Source organism: Gloeotrichia echinulata CP02 (assembly GCA_038087035.1).
Lineage (GTDB): Bacteria > Cyanobacteriota > Cyanobacteriia > Cyanobacteriales > Nostocaceae > Gloeotrichia > Gloeotrichia echinulata.
Genome location: CP051187.1, coordinates 1,802,286 through 1,816,378 on the forward strand (window position 1 = coordinate 1,802,286; position 14,093 = coordinate 1,816,378).

Below are 14,093 nucleotides of genomic sequence, written 5' to 3' on the forward strand. Positions count from 1 at the left end.
ACCTCGTAGAGCATCTGTGGAAAACTCGGAAAATGCCTGTGGAAACTCTGTGGAATGAGTGAGGAAAATATCTGTTAATAATAAGAATTACAAAAAACGAGATTGTCGATTCGTGGGGGGGGAGGTTCCGCTACCAGAACCTGTTACCCCTCACCTCGGAATGATGATTAAGTTTTAATTGTGCCCCGTGGAGATTCTTAATACCGAATTCGCGGGTCAACATAAGCATTTAAAATATCAATTAAAATGCTCGCCCCCACAACAATTGCCCCAAAAAAGACCAACACACCCTGCACTGTGGGATAATCACGGTCAGCGATCGCCTGATATAACCGATTCGCTAACCCAGGCCAAGAAAATGTCACCTCGGTCAAAATTGCCCCTCCTAGCAAGGAAGCAAAGGTTAACCCCAAAACTGTAATTACGGGAATTAGGGCATTTTTTAACGCATGGGAAACGACAATCTTATTTTCTGCAATCCCTCTAGCTCTAGCTGCTTCCACATAATCAGCTTGCAAAGTTTGCTTTAAATTCACCCGCACAATCCGCTCAAAAATCCCACTGAGCAAAATTCCTAAAGTCAAACTAGGAAGCGCAAGATGATGCAAAGATATGAAAAACTGGCCGATATTCCCACCTAATAAACTATCAATCGTATACAAACCTGTGATAGTCGCAGGAGCCGGCAAATTTGGAGGAAACCGATTGGAATTGGGAAACCAGCCTAATTGTACCGAGAATATTAATTGCAGCAACATTCCCGCCCAAAACATGGGAAGTGCATAAGTAATAATCCCAAACAACCGCCCCCCAATATCGAAACCCGTCCCCGGACGAGAAGCCGAAAGCGTCCCTACCGCAACTCCGACAATCAGCGCTACCAGCATACTACATACTGCTAACTCCACAGTCGCCGGGAAATATTGTCCAATGATATCCCCAACATGCTGTCCGCGACTGGTTAAAGATGTACCCAAATCAAAGCGCAGTATATTTCCTAAATAATTGAGATACTGTAACCAGACAGGAAGATCTAAACCCAATTGTTTTCGTAATTGTTCTTTCGCACTTTCTGGTGCACGTCCCCCCAGAATTGCATCAGCAGGATCTCCCGGTGTAGCTCGTAATAAAAGAAAGACAATCGTGATGATCGTCAACAGTTGCAATGGCGCTAGCACCACACGGGAGGCTATGTAATATTGCAGGGCTTTAGATCGAGACATATTTATTAGAAGTTGGGAGTTAGGAGTTCCGATCTCGGAGTTAGGAGTTCCGATCTCGGAGTTTCGAGTTCCGATCTCGAAGTTTCGAGTTCCGATCTCGAAGTTTCGAGTTCCGATCTCGAAGTTTCGAGTTCCAATCTCGGAGTTTCGAGTTCCGATCTCGGAGTTTCGAGTTCCAATCTCGGAGTTTCGAGTTCCAATCTCGGAGTTTCGAGTTCCAATCTCGGAGTTTCGAGTTCCAATCTCGGAGTTTGAAGTTCAAAGGTCGGAGTTTGAAGTTCAAAGGTCGGAGTTTCGAGTTCAAAGGTCGGAGTTTCGAGTTCAAAGGTCGGAGTTTCGAGTTCAAAGGTCGGAGTTTCGAGTTCTAAAGAATAGACATCTTGCCAAAGTACCCTAACCCCATTTTATCGGCGATGTGAGGACGATTGTCGGTAGGGGCGCAAGGCCTTGCGCCCCGGAAGATCATCAAACAACGCCAAAAACCCTTCACTCTTAACTCCTCACTCCCAACTCCGCACTCCGCACTCAAGTTACTTTTTAATCGGCTTGTAAACCAAATTTTGTGTAGGATCAAGTTGGACGTTACTCACACCTTTTTGAGCAAATACAAAGTCCTTATTTTGCCATAGAGGAACATAAGGTACATCAGTCGCCACTTGTGTTTGAATTTCGACAAATATTTTCTTACGGGCTTGGGGGTTTTGTTCTTTGCGTTGCTGATCAATTAGTTTATTGATAGCTTCGTTATAGTAAAACGAACCTTGACTTTGGCTACCACCTTCTTCACAGCCCTTAGCAACTGACCCTTTTTGACAAGCCAAAAATGGCTGTACATAATTATCTGGGTCTAAAAAGTCTGGATACCAATCAAGTAAAGCTGCTGGATATAAACCTTTGCCGATATCTTTAAAGAAGCTAGCGCTTTCGACAGTGCTGACTTCAAATTGTAGGATACCATCTAGCTTTTGATCGGCTAGAGATTTAAGTGTCTGCGCTGCTAAACTGCGAGTAGGCGAACCAGAAGGATACCAAATTTGGACTTTGGCGGGCTTTTCTTTAGAAAAACCAGCTTTAGTTAACAATTGTTTAGCCTGTTCAACGTTACCATCACCGTATTTATCTTTAAATAATGGCTGGGAAACATTAAATGTTGTGGGAATCATGCTGTACAGCGGATCAGCTTGACCAAATAAAACTCGTGCATTTAATAATGGACGGTCAATTATGGAGGCGATCGCACTTCTGACTTCTGGTTTATCCAAAGGCGTTTGATTTCGGTTCAATACCAGATAACTTACTACACTACCCTGAGCGGTAATCGCTTGCCAATCCCCTTTTTTCGCGCTTTCCTCCAAGCTTTTAATTTGGTCTGGTAGCAAAGACAGGTAAGCTACATCCACAGCACCCGTGCGGAAAGCGTTAAATAAATTCACCGGACTGGTTTGTATTTGGACGTTAATTCCCTTATTTGCGGGTTTTTCTCCCCAATATTTGTCAAACACGTCAAATCGCAGCGAATCTGTACCATACTGCGCTAACTTGTAGGCGCCAGTTCCCACAAATGTTTCTGGCTTAAATTTCCCCGCTCCCAATTCATAGGCTTTGGGTGATACCGGACACACTCCCGAAAATGCCAACAATGAGGAAAACGCCGCAAAAGGCTTTTTCAGCTTAATGGTTAACTCATATTCGCCCGTGGCTTTTACGGAGTCTACTGTATCGCTAAGTAAAAAGGAGGGTTTACCCTTATTTTCGATAAAGCGCTTGATACTAAACGCCATCGCTTCAGCGTTGAAGGGAGTATCATCATGAAAAACCACACCCTGGCGGAGGGGGATAGTATAAGTTAAACCATCCTGACTGACCTTAGGTAAAGCAGTCGCCAATTGGGGCTTAATTTCGGTACTTCCAGGTTCGTAGGTGTAGAGGCGATCGCTCAAATTAAACACCAAACCCAAAGACGCCAACTCATAAGCATCCGCAGGGTCTAGGGTTCTGGGTTTCGCCGTCGTCCCGATAGTAATGCGACCATCACCCGCAGGAGTATTCACAGTAGGAGATGGCGTACTTGTCTGTGGGCTTCGCGCACAACTGAAAACTAAAAATAAACATAGACAGAATAAAGAGCAGAATTGTGTAATTCGACCCCATTGCCTAACCGATAAAGAAAACCAAGTCATAGAATGTACGTTTATTACGAGTAGCGGTCAGTCATTGTACTATATGTTGGTTAATTTTCTCGAAAAAGCAAGCAACTATGATTACAATAAACATATTTGTCGTCAATTCAAAGTCCCCACCCACCATTCGAGGATGAAAGTAGGGCGTAAATGCATAGTTTTGAGGAAAAATAGCAATCTTTATACATCAGCGACTGAAGCGATCGCGATATTGTAAACAGCAGATTGAGAGTCCAAATCAGCGAGACTAAGAACGTGAAATATTTCTTTCTATCTGAGGGATGGAGTGTTGGCAGAGTCTGGGCTTGTGATGGACTTTGGCAGATTACCGCATGGCGACGCCAACCAGACATTCAGCGCCTGAATATCTGTTTACTCGAAAAGAATGAATTGTTGTGGCTTTATCGAGTGGAAGATGCGGTTTTAACCGTAGAAGTCAAGCCCATAACCCCAGCGATCGCCAATCATACAATCGGTCAAGTAGTATTAAAGCGTCTCATGAGTGCCGAACAGGTAATTGAACGCTTGGGCACTGCCGAAACCAAGTGTCATCTGCAAAACATTCAATTGCTAGTTTAAGTAGGTCGGCGCAAATAAACCGTACGGTCGAGGGTCGTCATTGGTCATTGGTCATTGGTCATTTGTCATTGGTCATTTGTCATTTGTCATTTGTCATTTGTCATTTGTCATAATCCCCAATCCCCAATCCCCAATCCCTGGTAACAGAGCGGAGCCGTTCGCGTAGCGTCTCGCAGAGAAGTGCAATCCCCAATCGCCTAAGTCGGCGGGCGGTGGTCACTGAGCGGTCGTTGTGCTGTCCAAAAGAACCCACACTTCGACAAGCTCAGTGCATCGCAAGGCGATGGATAAACCGCCGACCTCCAATAAAAATACCCAAATCCAATGTCAGATAGGGGTTTGTAGCCAAAAGTCACCGAGATGCTACGCGATGGCATCTATTTACACGCTTGCAAAGCGTTCCATCAATAGTTACACTTTTTAAAACATTCTCATTTTTGCTTGGCTATTGCCGCGCACAAAATTACTGCCCAAATGCCTTCTAGGTGTTTGCTTTGCTCCTGTGGAACGAAGAAGGGTTTTTCAGAAAACCTATCGGCAGTGATCAAGAGCGATCGCTATCCTACCGGGTAAAGATCCTCAAACGTGTAAGCATTGCCAAACCACCCGCACGGTCTGACTTACTCAGACTAAGCTGTGGTAAGACTCACAACTCTGGCAATAAGAAAAACTGATAGAAGTTCTCAAGACGGCTACCGTAATGTGTGACTTCCGTAAGAAAATTGCTTTGTAAACTAACTCATCGAGGAGGAGCGTAGTCAATGGGACTACCCTGGTACCGAGTACATACAGTCGTTCTGAATGATCCAGGGCGGCTTATTTCTGTACACTTGATGCACACCGCCCTAGTAGCAGGCTGGGCTGGTTCGATGGCATTGTACGAACTAGCCATTTATGACCCCAGTGATCCGGTTCTCAACCCGATGTGGCGTCAAGGAATGTTCGTGCTACCCTTCATGTCACGCTTAGGAGTCACTCAATCTTGGGGTGGTTGGAGCGTTACAGGCGGACCTGCAACCGATCCTGGATTCTGGTCATTTGAAGGTGTTGCGGCTGCTCACATTGTGCTTTCTGGTCTGTTGTTCTTAGCTGCGGTTTGGCACTGGGTTTACTGGGATTTGGAACTCTTTAGAGATCCTCGCACTGGTGAACCTGCTCTAGACTTGCCAAAGATGTTTGGCATTCACCTATTTTTATCCGGTTTACTCTGTTTTGGCTTCGGTGCTTTTCACCTCACCGGACTATTTGGTCCGGGAATGTGGATTTCTGATCCCTACGGAGTCACTGGTAGCATCCAGCCAGTAGCACCAGAATGGGGTCCAGATGGCTTTAACCCCTTTAATCCTGGTGGTATTGTCGCTCACCACATTGCTGCTGGTATCGTCGGCATTATCGCAGGCTTATTCCACCTGACAGTCAGACCCCCCGAACGGCTCTACAAAGCCCTACGGATGGGGAACATTGAAACCGTACTCTCTAGCAGTATTGCAGCGGTATTCTTCGCGGCTTTCGTGGTAGCTGGAACGATGTGGTACGGTAACGCCACCACCCCAATTGAACTGTTTGGCCCTACCCGTTATCAATGGGATCAAGGCTACTTCCACCAAGAAATTGACCGCCGCGTGCAAACTAGCCTAGCTAATGGCGCAACTCTTTCGGAAGCTTGGTCACAGATTCCTGAGAAACTCGCTTTCTACGATTACGTTGGTAATAGCCCCGCTAAAGGTGGTTTATTCCGCACAGGCCCAATGGTCAAAGGTGATGGTATTGCCCAATCTTGGCAAGGTCACGCCGTATTCAAGGATTCTGAAGGAAGGGAGTTGTCGGTTCGTCGTCTACCCAACTTCTTTGAAACCTTCCCAGTCATCCTGACCGACAAAGATGGAGTGATCCGCGCTGACATTCCTTTCCGTCGGGCAGAATCTAAGTATAGCTTTGAACAATCTGGCGTTACTGTCAGCTTCTATGGTGGCGATTTGAATGGTCAAACCTTTACAAATCCTGCCGAAGTTAAGAAGTATGCCCGTAAGGCTCAAGGCGGTGAAATATTTGAATTTGACCGGGAAACCTTGAATTCTGATGGTGTATTCCGCACCTCTCCCAGAGGTTGGTTTACCTTTGGACACGCTGTATTTGCACTGCTGTTCTTCTTTGGTCACATTTGGCACGGCGCTCGGACAATCTACCGAGACGTATTCGCCGGTGTAGAAGCAGATCTAGAAGAGCAAGTGGAATGGGGTCTGTTCCAGAAAGTGGGTGATAAGTCAACCCGCCGTAAGGAAGCTTAAATTCAGTGCTGAGTTATAAGTAACGAGTTTTCTCTAACTCAGCACTCACCACTCACCACTTTAATTAATGGCAGAGGAACATTTGATATGGAAAGCGTTGCCTACATTTTGATTTTGACCCTAGGAATCGGGGTACTGTTTTTTGCGATCGCATTTCGTGAACCTCCCCGCATTGAGACGAAGAAAGACAAATAGATTCCTATTCCCAGACTTTTAACGTCATATTAAGCTTATATCCGCTGTTATCCCCTTGTAGCAGCGGATATTCACGTTTAAAGTAGCGCTAAATCGGTTTATCTCATAAATATACTTGGTTCGTAGTTGCGCTTGAGCGCCTTTGATTGTCAAGCCCTAAAGCCCAACTACGAACACTAGAAAAATAGATTATCCACAACTCCCCAATGAGGCGAGAGAAAAAGGGAGACTTTGGTGTAAGCTAGAAGCGGGGTAAGGTGATTGAGAAAAATGTCAACTACCCACACTAAGCAAAAGAGGTGTAGTCTGTAGCTCTAAGAGAGCCAAGTTTCAAAGTACTTGCGCGATTGATTGGATACGATATCCAGGGTTGAAAGCCTTAGATATAACAAGTTAGCCCAGAAGCATGACTTATCATTGGATATATGATATAATATTCTGTCTGGAAGTTAATATGTGTTATTGCTAGCTTTTCTGCGCTAGGATGAAATAAAGATGTAGGTGTACACTGCCCATAAGCCATTGCATATACATCATGCTTACAGCAAAAAATTTACGGAGACTAGAACCAGGAACAAATCAGCATGGTCAATCAGAATTTAACCGCTACAGAAATTGGATTTACTCACGAAGATTTCGCTGCTCTACTTGATAAGTACGATTATCACTTCAGCCCTGGTGATGTTGTACCAGGTACAGTGTTCAGTATAGAGCCGCGCGGCGCTCTGATTGACATAGGTGCTAAAACCGCAGCTTACATCCCTATACAAGAAATGTCTATCAACCGGGTCGATGCCCCGGAAGAAGTCTTACAATCGAACGAAACGCGGGAATTTTTCATTCTCACTGACGAAAACGAAGATGGTCAACTAACCCTTTCGATTCGTCGCATTGAATACATGCGGGCTTGGGAACGTGTACGTCAGCTACAAGCAGAAGATGCTACCGTCCGTTCTGGTGTATTTGCTACCAACCGTGGTGGCGCATTGGTAAGAATCGAAGGATTGCGTGGCTTTATCCCCGGTTCTCACATCAGCACTCGCAAACCTAAAGAAGAATTGGTAGGCGAAGAACTACCGTTGAAATTCCTCGAAGTAGACGAAGAACGTAATCGCCTAGTTCTGTCTCACCGTCGGGCGTTGGTTGAACGCAAGATGAACCGTCTCGAAGTGGGTGAAGTAGTGATTGGTACAGTTCGCGGTATTAAGCCCTATGGTGCCTTTATCGATATCGGTGGCGTGAGCGGTCTACTGCACATCTCGGAGATTTCCCACGAACATATTGATACACCTCATAGCGTCTTCAATGTCAATGATGAAGTGAAAGTCATGATCATTGACTTAGATGCAGAAAGAGGTCGGATTTCCTTGTCAACCAAACAATTGGAACCCGAACCGGGTGACATGATTAAGAATCGCGATTTGGTCTATGATAAGGCAGAAGAAATGGCAGCTAAGTATCGCGAACAGCTGCTAGCTAAACAACAAGGTATTACTGCTGCGCCTGTTGAAGCCATAGCAGAGGAAGACATTCCATCAGCAACTGAAGAAGACATTCCATCAGCAACTGAAGAAGACATTCCATCAGCTATTGAAGAAGACATTCCCGTAGCTATTGAAGAATAAGCGACTGCAAAAAAAAATATTCAACCGCAACGGTTGATGGTTGACGGTTGACGGTTGACCAAAAAGCGAGACGCAAGCCCCTGGCTTTAGACATGGGGATAAGTCGGTAGGAACTTTTAAGTTCCGTAAAACGATTGTGTGGCTTGGGACACAGTGGTATAATTGAACAGCAAATTGTGAGTAAGAACAACCATCTGCGCGTTGATTCATCCTAGTACGGAGCAATCCCGGCAACGGACATATCCAACTTGATTTGGAATAGTTAAAGGGCAAATAATGGCAGGATGTTGAGCGTACCTAACTGGCATTGTGATGGACTCGGAAAACGGAAAAAAAAGAAAATTTTGCGCAATTGCAGCACAAACGAGGTAGTTGTTATGAGCGTCTAGGGTGTCTTTGATAGCACCATTAAAAGTTCGTTTATGGACTCTTTAAGAATCCCCCCGCTTTAGACGTGGGGAGTATCAATGCTAAGTGTCAACCGTCAACATGTTCAAGTGGTCGCTTTTATTTTTTGGTCATTGGTAAAGTTTGGGAATTAAAATTCCCAACTCCTAACTTCTAATTTAGTCAGCAGGGTGAAATCTTTTGGCTACTATTAAATGTAGAAATATTAAATTTTCTAATATCCAGGCTATTTTATTTGATAAAAACGGTACACTGGAAGATTCGGAACCGTATTTCCGAGCGATCGCCCAAAAAGCAGCAAGGTTATTAGACGCGCAAATTCCTGGTATTGGCGAACCATTATTAATGGCATTTGGCGTCAATGGTAATACCCTTGATGTCGCCGGGTTAATAGCGGTAGCCAGTCGCCGAGAAACGGAAATTGCAGCAGCAGCTTATATTGCTGAAACTGGTAGGGGATGGTTTGAGTCCTTAAAAATCGCCCGTCAAGCTTTAAACGAAGCAGAAAAATATATAGGAGAAGCACCTTCACCGCTCTTCGCCGGTAGTTTGGAAGTGTTAAAGTCTCTTTCCGAAGCTGGTTTAAAACTTGGTATTCTCTCAGCAGCAACCACTCAAAAAGTGCATAAGTTTGTAGGCATTCATCAGTTAAGCGATTACATCCAGCTGCAAATGGGAGTTGATGAAGGTCTGAGTAAACCTGATCCTATACTATTTTTGCAAGCTTGTCAAGCCTTGGGAGTAGAACCAGGCGCTACACTGATGGTAGGTGATTCTGTCGGTGATATGCAAATGGCGCGTAATGCTAAAGCCGCAGGTTGCATTGGGATTACTTGGGTGGATAAACCTGATCATGTCCGAGGTGCGGATGTGGTAATTAATCAGCTTGATGAAATTCAAATTGTCGAAGTTTAATTTGTTCAAGGTTTATCAAGTCAAGCAGGTTTTGGAGGCTATCGATAAAATTGAGGGCATAGAAGAGGACATAAAAAATGAATAACTATGACCACTACACATATAAAATAACTTGGTCTAGCGTTGACCAAGAATATGTAGGATTATGTGCTGAGTTCCCTAGTTTATCCTATCTCCATGAGAGCCGTGCAGCCGCGCTAGAGGGTATTGAAACCTTGGTAAAAGATGTAGTAGCAGACATGGAAGCGAATGGCGAAAAGATTCCAGAACCTATTGCAGAAAAAAATTACAGTGGTAAATTTTAAGTTCGCATTCCTCCAGAGCTTCACCGTAGGCTTGCTATACAGGCGGTAGAGGAAAATGTTAGCTTAAATCGCTACGTTAGTCTAAAACTTTCTTCTTAATTTTTTTTGTCATAAAACACCTCAATCCTTTGGAGGATGCCAACCTGCAAGTACCCAATAACTGCGAACTTCCAACGCATCCGCATCATCACTTAAACGTAGAGCTCCCTCTCGGTGACGCGCTAACAATTCACTAAAAACTTCTTGCTGTTCAGCTTCCATCTGCAGATCGCACATAACCAAAACCTGGTCATCGGGTAATGACTCTACAGGTAATTCAGTAATAGCGCGGTCAATCCATTCTAGTAATACATCTTCAAGTCGCCGATGTGTGAAAGCAGCAATTTGCTTTGCTTTTTGTGCCAGTGTTTCTGGGAGTTGAAGGGTGACAATTTCAGCCATTTGCTACCAGATGAGGGTTTCACTTCTAATTGTATCGATATCTGGATGCAGATTGATAAGGTCTGGGAAAATTGCGAATCAGTCAGCCTGGAAGGTAGTAATATAGCGTTTCTCGCCCTAGTTAGGTACACTCGTAGGGGCACGGCAATGCCGTGCCCCTACACATCGCGATATGATATTGTACTGAATATAAATGTGTTGCACTATACTCAATTAAGATTACTACTTGCTTTCTAATTTAAGCACATCTAAAACATGATTTTGAAATTCTACTAATCCACCTCGGCTACCCCAATATTTATTGAATGTAGGCGTTTCCAAGCTCATCACTTTACCCCCATGAAGATGGACTTCATAACGAAAAATCATGTCTTGTTCTGGAGGTACACTCCAATAATCTGCTATCCAAACTACTTCAACGAGACGGGATATACTAAATTCTCCACCGTGAGGCTCTTTATATAAAGTATTGTTCCTTCTCTACGAGAGGTTTCGCCAACGCGAACGCTCCGCCCAAGCTACTTCTGGGTAGAATCAATACCAGCAGCTATGCAAAATTAATGTATATAATTCCATCCAAACCTTTAGAGTTACAGCCTTCCATCTGAATTAAATTTTCCCTCTTCCTTTGCGCCTCTGCGCCTACCCTGCGGGTTCTGCTCTGCAGTATGCGTGAGAAAAAAAGGCGAATTTTTTGGGTTCGTCTAAAACTGTGATTCATCATCTTGAGTTAAAAACCTGATAATTATATTTGTATCAACCGCAATCATGCCATGATTCCTCTACACCTTGGCGAATTGAATTATCCATATCCTCAAGAGTTTTGAGTTTTTATTTAAATTTTAAACAACCTGCTACATCATCTAATTTAGTTACTAGAAAATATTTCTTAGACATTAATAAATCATCGATTTCCTCAAAGGCTTCTGTTTCAACTCCAAGTTTTTTCATATTCTTGTTGATTGCGATATGTAGGAATAGACTGGTTAGTAACCAAAGAATAAAGAACATCTGGGTCTAAATCTGCGCCATTATCCCAGTGAATTGTCCCCCACTCAGCGTTAAGCTTAACAGTTTTGAAATAGTTTAAATCTTTTAAAGGTGCAAAAATTCCAGTAAATTGGATTAACTCGTTAACCTTAACAATACCTTCTTTTCCATCTTCAAACTTCAAATAGAGTTGATAGTCAGCTTGAGGAATAACTTCTATAATGTCTTTTAGCATAATTCACTCTAATGGTTCAATTTTTTCTAAGGGATTATTTTGTCTTGCTAGTTGCCAGTTTTCCATAAGTTCTGATTTGTGCATAGCTGCCCATTCAATTACTAAACCAAGAACTCTAGGAGTGAGTTTACCTTCTAAAATTGACAAGGTTTCTATATCAATAATTGCCTTTTGCTGATTATAGCGGACATGGAAATGAGGGGGTGGATGGTCATTATAGTACATAGTAATTATAATCCCTAAAAAACGACAAATTTCTGGCATCACTTCACCTCCTAAATTATCTCGACTATTCAGGCATACCCACATGATTGTAACTTTATTTTAACCCCTCTTCCTCCGCGCCCTCTGCGCCTCTGCGTGAGATAAAAAAAGGACGAACCCAAAAGTTCGCCCTCAATCATGGTGTTGCTCAATCGAAACCAAAACTTAAATCTTCGCTTCGTCCCTCACCAACTTATCCCAACCCAAATCCTTCAAATTATTATTTCTCCGCAACGGACGAGTCACCAACTCAAGTACATCACGCGCATTACCAAAACCGTGAATTTGAGCAAAAGTAAACTCCACAGACCATTTAGTATTAATACCCCGTGCTTCCAGTGGGTTAGCATGAGCCATACCAGTAATTACCAAATCTGGTTTTAACTCATAAATTCGCTGCACTTGATTGTAATTATCGGGCTTCTCAATAATCTTCGGTAGTGGTACACCCATTTCCTGACAAGTCTTCTCTAATAGCGTCAACTCAGCAGCTTGATAACGCTTATCCATGTAGGGAATTCCCACTTCTTGAACCGTCATCCCGCAGCGTACCAAAAACCGGGCTAAAGACACTTCTAGCAAATTATCGCCCATGAAAAATACAGACTTACCACGAATTAGTTTGACATAATCTTCCAAACCAGCCCAAATTTGTGCTTCCCGTTCATCCAAACCTTTGGGAGTAATACCAAACACAGAGCAGATTTTCTCAATCCAGGCGCGGGTACCATCAGGGCCAATGGGGAAGGGTGCGCCAATCAGTTTACATTTGCGGCGACGCATCAAGGTAGTAGCAGTGCGACTGAGGAAGGGGTTGACACCAGAGACATAATACCCTTCTTCCAGCACAGGTAATTCGGTGAAGCGCTTTGCGGGTAGCCAACCGGAAACTTTGATACCTTGCTTTTTCAGTTCTAAAGTTAACTGAGTGACAACGGGGTCAGGAAGGGAGCCAAAGAGAACCAGAGGTGGGTGATCTACGTACTCAGATTCATCTTGGGCGACATCTTCTTTCTTTTTACCAAAGTTGAGCAATTTGGCGATCGCATTCCGTTCATTTTTGTCTGTTTCCGCTACAGGCGCCTTATCAGGACAACGATTAGCCATTGCTGCTAATACAGTGTCTTCCCCTTGGGTAAAAGCGTAATCTAGACCATTAGCACGAGCCACCACAATCGGAATCCCAATTTCCGATTCTAGCTTGGGTGCCAAACCTTCCAAGTCAGTTTTGATAATTTCCGTAGTGCAAGTACCAATCCAGACAATCACACTAGGATTGCGATCGCGCTTAATTTGTAAGCATAACCGCTTTAATTCCTCATAATCATTCAATTGTGCCGAAATATCCCCTTCTTCCAATTCTGCCATAGCATAGCGAGGTTCAGCGAAAATCATCACCCCCATCGCATTTTGGAGGAAATAGCCACAAGTCTTAGTCCCAATCACCAAAAAGAAGCTATCTTCAATTTTTTGGTATAACCACGCTACGCAGCTAATTGGACAAAAGGTGTGGTAATTACCAGTTTCACACTCAAAGCTTAAAGCCTCTGGTTGTTGAGCGACAGTCATTTTGGTTATTCTCCCCTAGATATTGATGAGTGCTGAGTTTTGAGTTTTGACTCCTAACTCTTGACTCTTGACTCTTGACTCCTAACTCAGCACTCCTAATTAATTGTTGGGGAAGAGACGCGCAATCTCTGATTCGTCAAAAACTCCAGATGACAGTTCTTCCCCAAGGAAGTCGTTATTTTCTTCACCTTTGTGCAATGATGTTTGATCTCCCCAGACATCTGACAACACATCGCTAAAGGCATTTTCGTCTGGTGAATTTAGATCTTCAAATCCCGTTTCATCCAGTTTTTCGTCTGTTTCCGTATCGAAGGAAATATCGCCAAATTCATCCACCGCTTCTAAAGTTACTAACGCCTGGAACTCATCTTGGGAATTGTGTCCGTTGGATGAAGAAAAATCGTCAAACCCATTTTGGGTTTCCTCTGGCTCGTTTACCAGCAAGGTAGTATGAGGGGAATCGAAAACGGCCTTGTGTCCAAAGCCATTTGTATGAGAAATTCCCGCAGTTTCATTAGCGTCGTGATCCGCTGACTCATCACGATGATTCTCTGGTTCGGCGTTGGGAATGAAGCGATGACCGAGCGCGATTTCTGGGTCAAAATGCAACTCCAGCACTTCGATCAGGGTATCAGCATCAGGATTCAGTTTAGAAAAGGGAAACATCAACTGCGCTAGTTTCGGCTCTAGGGCGTTCAAAACTCCCAGGATGAGGTAAGAGGATGGTCGCTTCCCCCCATCGGGGGTGTAGACTGATTCCACTGCCATGTGCAGGGTAATCCAGTCGCGATTGTCTTGGAAAAATTCCAACCACTTTTGCTTTATAGAATCTGTAAAGCTATGAAAATACGCCATATTCTTTTCCCCATCCTGAGA

At 43.8% G+C, this 14,093-nt stretch carries 17 protein-coding genes; 8 read left to right on the forward strand and 9 right to left on the reverse strand.

Features of this window, described 5'->3' with window-relative positions; all coding sequences use genetic code 11:
* Positions 1 to 197: 197 nt before the first annotated feature.
* Positions 198 to 1,223 (reverse strand): ABC transporter permease, encoded by a 1,026-nt coding sequence (locus HEQ19_07985; protein ID WYL99479.1) that lies wholly within the window; start codon positions 1,221 to 1,223, stop codon positions 198 to 200.
* Positions 1,224 to 1,753: 530 nt separating this feature from the next.
* A complete protein-coding gene (locus tag HEQ19_07990) occupies positions 1,754 to 3,403 on the reverse strand; it encodes an ABC transporter substrate-binding protein (GenBank protein ID WYL99480.1) in 1,650 nt (549 codons plus the stop codon).
* 255 nt (positions 3,404 to 3,658) lie between these two features.
* On the opposite strand from HEQ19_07990, the gene HEQ19_07995 reads away from it, so the two are divergent.
* A complete protein-coding gene (locus HEQ19_07995) occupies positions 3,659 to 3,982 on the forward strand; it encodes a hypothetical protein (GenBank protein WYL99481.1) in 324 nt (107 codons plus the stop codon).
* A complete protein-coding gene (locus HEQ19_08000; GenBank protein WYL99482.1) occupies positions 3,949 to 4,095 on the forward strand; it encodes a hypothetical protein in 147 nt (48 codons plus the stop codon). The genes HEQ19_07995 and HEQ19_08000 overlap by 34 nt, the downstream gene beginning before the upstream one ends.
* Here HEQ19_08000 and HEQ19_08005 read toward each other — a convergent pair.
* Positions 4,083 to 4,235, reverse strand: coding sequence for a hypothetical protein (locus HEQ19_08005; protein WYL99483.1), 153 nt, complete (start codon positions 4,233 to 4,235; stop codon positions 4,083 to 4,085). The genes HEQ19_08000 and HEQ19_08005 overlap by 13 nt on opposite strands.
* Positions 4,236 to 4,743: 508 nt before the next feature.
* Here HEQ19_08005 and psbB point away from each other — a divergent pair.
* From psbB to HEQ19_30735, 6 genes are all read left to right on the forward strand, one after another.
* Positions 4,744 to 6,270 carry a photosystem II chlorophyll-binding protein CP47 gene (psbB, locus tag HEQ19_08010; protein WYL99484.1) on the forward strand — a complete coding sequence of 509 codons (1,527 nt, stop codon included), beginning with the start codon at positions 4,744 to 4,746 and terminating at the stop codon, positions 6,268 to 6,270.
* Between the two features lie 87 nt (positions 6,271 to 6,357).
* Positions 6,358 to 6,465 carry a photosystem II reaction center protein T gene (locus HEQ19_08015; GenBank protein WYL99485.1) on the forward strand — a complete coding sequence of 36 codons (108 nt, stop codon included), beginning with the start codon at positions 6,358 to 6,360 and terminating at the stop codon, positions 6,463 to 6,465.
* A 584-nt stretch (positions 6,466 to 7,049) separates the two neighbouring features.
* On the forward strand, positions 7,050 to 8,090 hold the full coding sequence (locus HEQ19_08020; GenBank protein WYL99486.1) for a 30S ribosomal protein S1: 1,041 nt from the start codon (positions 7,050 to 7,052) through the stop codon (positions 8,088 to 8,090).
* 588 nt (positions 8,091 to 8,678) lie between these two features.
* On the forward strand, positions 8,679 to 9,413 hold the full coding sequence (locus HEQ19_08025; protein ID WYL99487.1) for an HAD family hydrolase: 735 nt from the start codon (positions 8,679 to 8,681) through the stop codon (positions 9,411 to 9,413).
* A gap of 77 nt (positions 9,414 to 9,490) precedes the next feature.
* Positions 9,491 to 9,718 carry a hypothetical protein gene (locus HEQ19_08030; protein WZI67137.1) on the forward strand — a complete coding sequence of 76 codons (228 nt, stop codon included), beginning with the start codon at positions 9,491 to 9,493 and terminating at the stop codon, positions 9,716 to 9,718.
* A 6-nt stretch (positions 9,719 to 9,724) separates the two neighbouring features.
* A complete protein-coding gene (locus HEQ19_30735; GenBank protein ID WZI67231.1) occupies positions 9,725 to 9,817 on the forward strand; it encodes a toxin-antitoxin system HicB family antitoxin in 93 nt (30 codons plus the stop codon).
* 21 nt (positions 9,818 to 9,838) lie between these two features.
* Here the strand turns inward: HEQ19_30735 and HEQ19_08040 are convergent, their stop codons facing one another.
* From HEQ19_08040 to HEQ19_08065, 6 genes are all read right to left on the reverse strand, one after another.
* Positions 9,839 to 10,159, reverse strand: a complete 321-nt coding sequence (locus HEQ19_08040) for a hypothetical protein (GenBank protein WZI67138.1) — start codon at positions 10,157 to 10,159, stop codon at positions 9,839 to 9,841.
* Between the two features lie 222 nt (positions 10,160 to 10,381).
* Positions 10,382 to 10,528: a hypothetical protein gene (locus tag HEQ19_08045; GenBank protein ID WYL99488.1), complete on the reverse strand. Its 147-nt coding sequence runs from the start codon at positions 10,526 to 10,528 to the stop codon at positions 10,382 to 10,384.
* Between the two features lie 562 nt (positions 10,529 to 11,090).
* Complete coding sequence (locus HEQ19_08050) at positions 11,091 to 11,384, reverse strand: DUF2442 domain-containing protein (protein WYL99489.1); 294 nt, start codon at positions 11,382 to 11,384, stop codon at positions 11,091 to 11,093.
* Positions 11,385 to 11,387: 3 nt separating this feature from the next.
* Positions 11,388 to 11,693, reverse strand: coding sequence for a DUF4160 domain-containing protein (locus tag HEQ19_08055; GenBank protein ID WYM03303.2), 306 nt, complete (start codon positions 11,691 to 11,693; stop codon positions 11,388 to 11,390).
* Positions 11,694 to 11,813: 120 nt separating this feature from the next.
* On the reverse strand, positions 11,814 to 13,217 hold the full coding sequence (locus HEQ19_08060; GenBank protein ID WYL99490.1) for a ferredoxin:protochlorophyllide reductase (ATP-dependent) subunit N: 1,404 nt from the start codon (positions 13,215 to 13,217) through the stop codon (positions 11,814 to 11,816).
* 99 nt (positions 13,218 to 13,316) lie between these two features.
* On the reverse strand, positions 13,317 to 14,072 hold the full coding sequence (locus tag HEQ19_08065; protein ID WYL99491.1) for a DUF5331 domain-containing protein: 756 nt from the start codon (positions 14,070 to 14,072) through the stop codon (positions 13,317 to 13,319).
* Positions 14,073 to 14,093: the final 21 nt, after the last annotated feature.

Excerpts from the sequence above, each read along its gene's own strand:
- HEQ19_07985 (WYL99479.1), bottom strand. The coding sequence starts at position 1,223 with ATGTCTCGATCTAAAGCCCTGCAATATTACATAGCCTCCCGTGTGGTG.
- HEQ19_07990 (WYL99480.1), bottom strand. The coding sequence starts at position 3,403 with ATGACTTGGTTTTCTTTATCGGTTAGGCAATGGGGTCGAATTACACAA.
- psbB (WYL99484.1), top strand. The coding sequence starts at position 4,744 with ATGGGACTACCCTGGTACCGAGTACATACAGTCGTTCTGAATGATCCA.
- HEQ19_08015 (WYL99485.1), top strand. The coding sequence starts at position 6,358 with ATGGAAAGCGTTGCCTACATTTTGATTTTGACCCTAGGAATCGGGGTA.
- HEQ19_08020 (WYL99486.1), top strand. The coding sequence starts at position 7,050 with ATGGTCAATCAGAATTTAACCGCTACAGAAATTGGATTTACTCACGAA.
- HEQ19_08030 (WZI67137.1), top strand. The coding sequence starts at position 9,491 with ATGAATAACTATGACCACTACACATATAAAATAACTTGGTCTAGCGTT.
- HEQ19_08040 (WZI67138.1), bottom strand. The coding sequence starts at position 10,159 with ATGGCTGAAATTGTCACCCTTCAACTCCCAGAAACACTGGCACAAAAA.
- HEQ19_08045 (WYL99488.1), bottom strand. The coding sequence starts at position 10,528 with ATGATTTTTCGTTATGAAGTCCATCTTCATGGGGGTAAAGTGATGAGC.
- HEQ19_08050 (WYL99489.1), bottom strand. The coding sequence starts at position 11,384 with ATGCTAAAAGACATTATAGAAGTTATTCCTCAAGCTGACTATCAACTC.
- HEQ19_08055 (WYM03303.2), bottom strand. The coding sequence starts at position 11,693 with ATGTGGGTATGCCTGAATAGTCGAGATAATTTAGGAGGTGAAGTGATG.
- HEQ19_08060 (WYL99490.1), bottom strand. The coding sequence starts at position 13,217 with ATGACTGTCGCTCAACAACCAGAGGCTTTAAGCTTTGAGTGTGAAACT.
- HEQ19_08065 (WYL99491.1), bottom strand. The coding sequence starts at position 14,072 with ATGGCGTATTTTCATAGCTTTACAGATTCTATAAAGCAAAAGTGGTTG.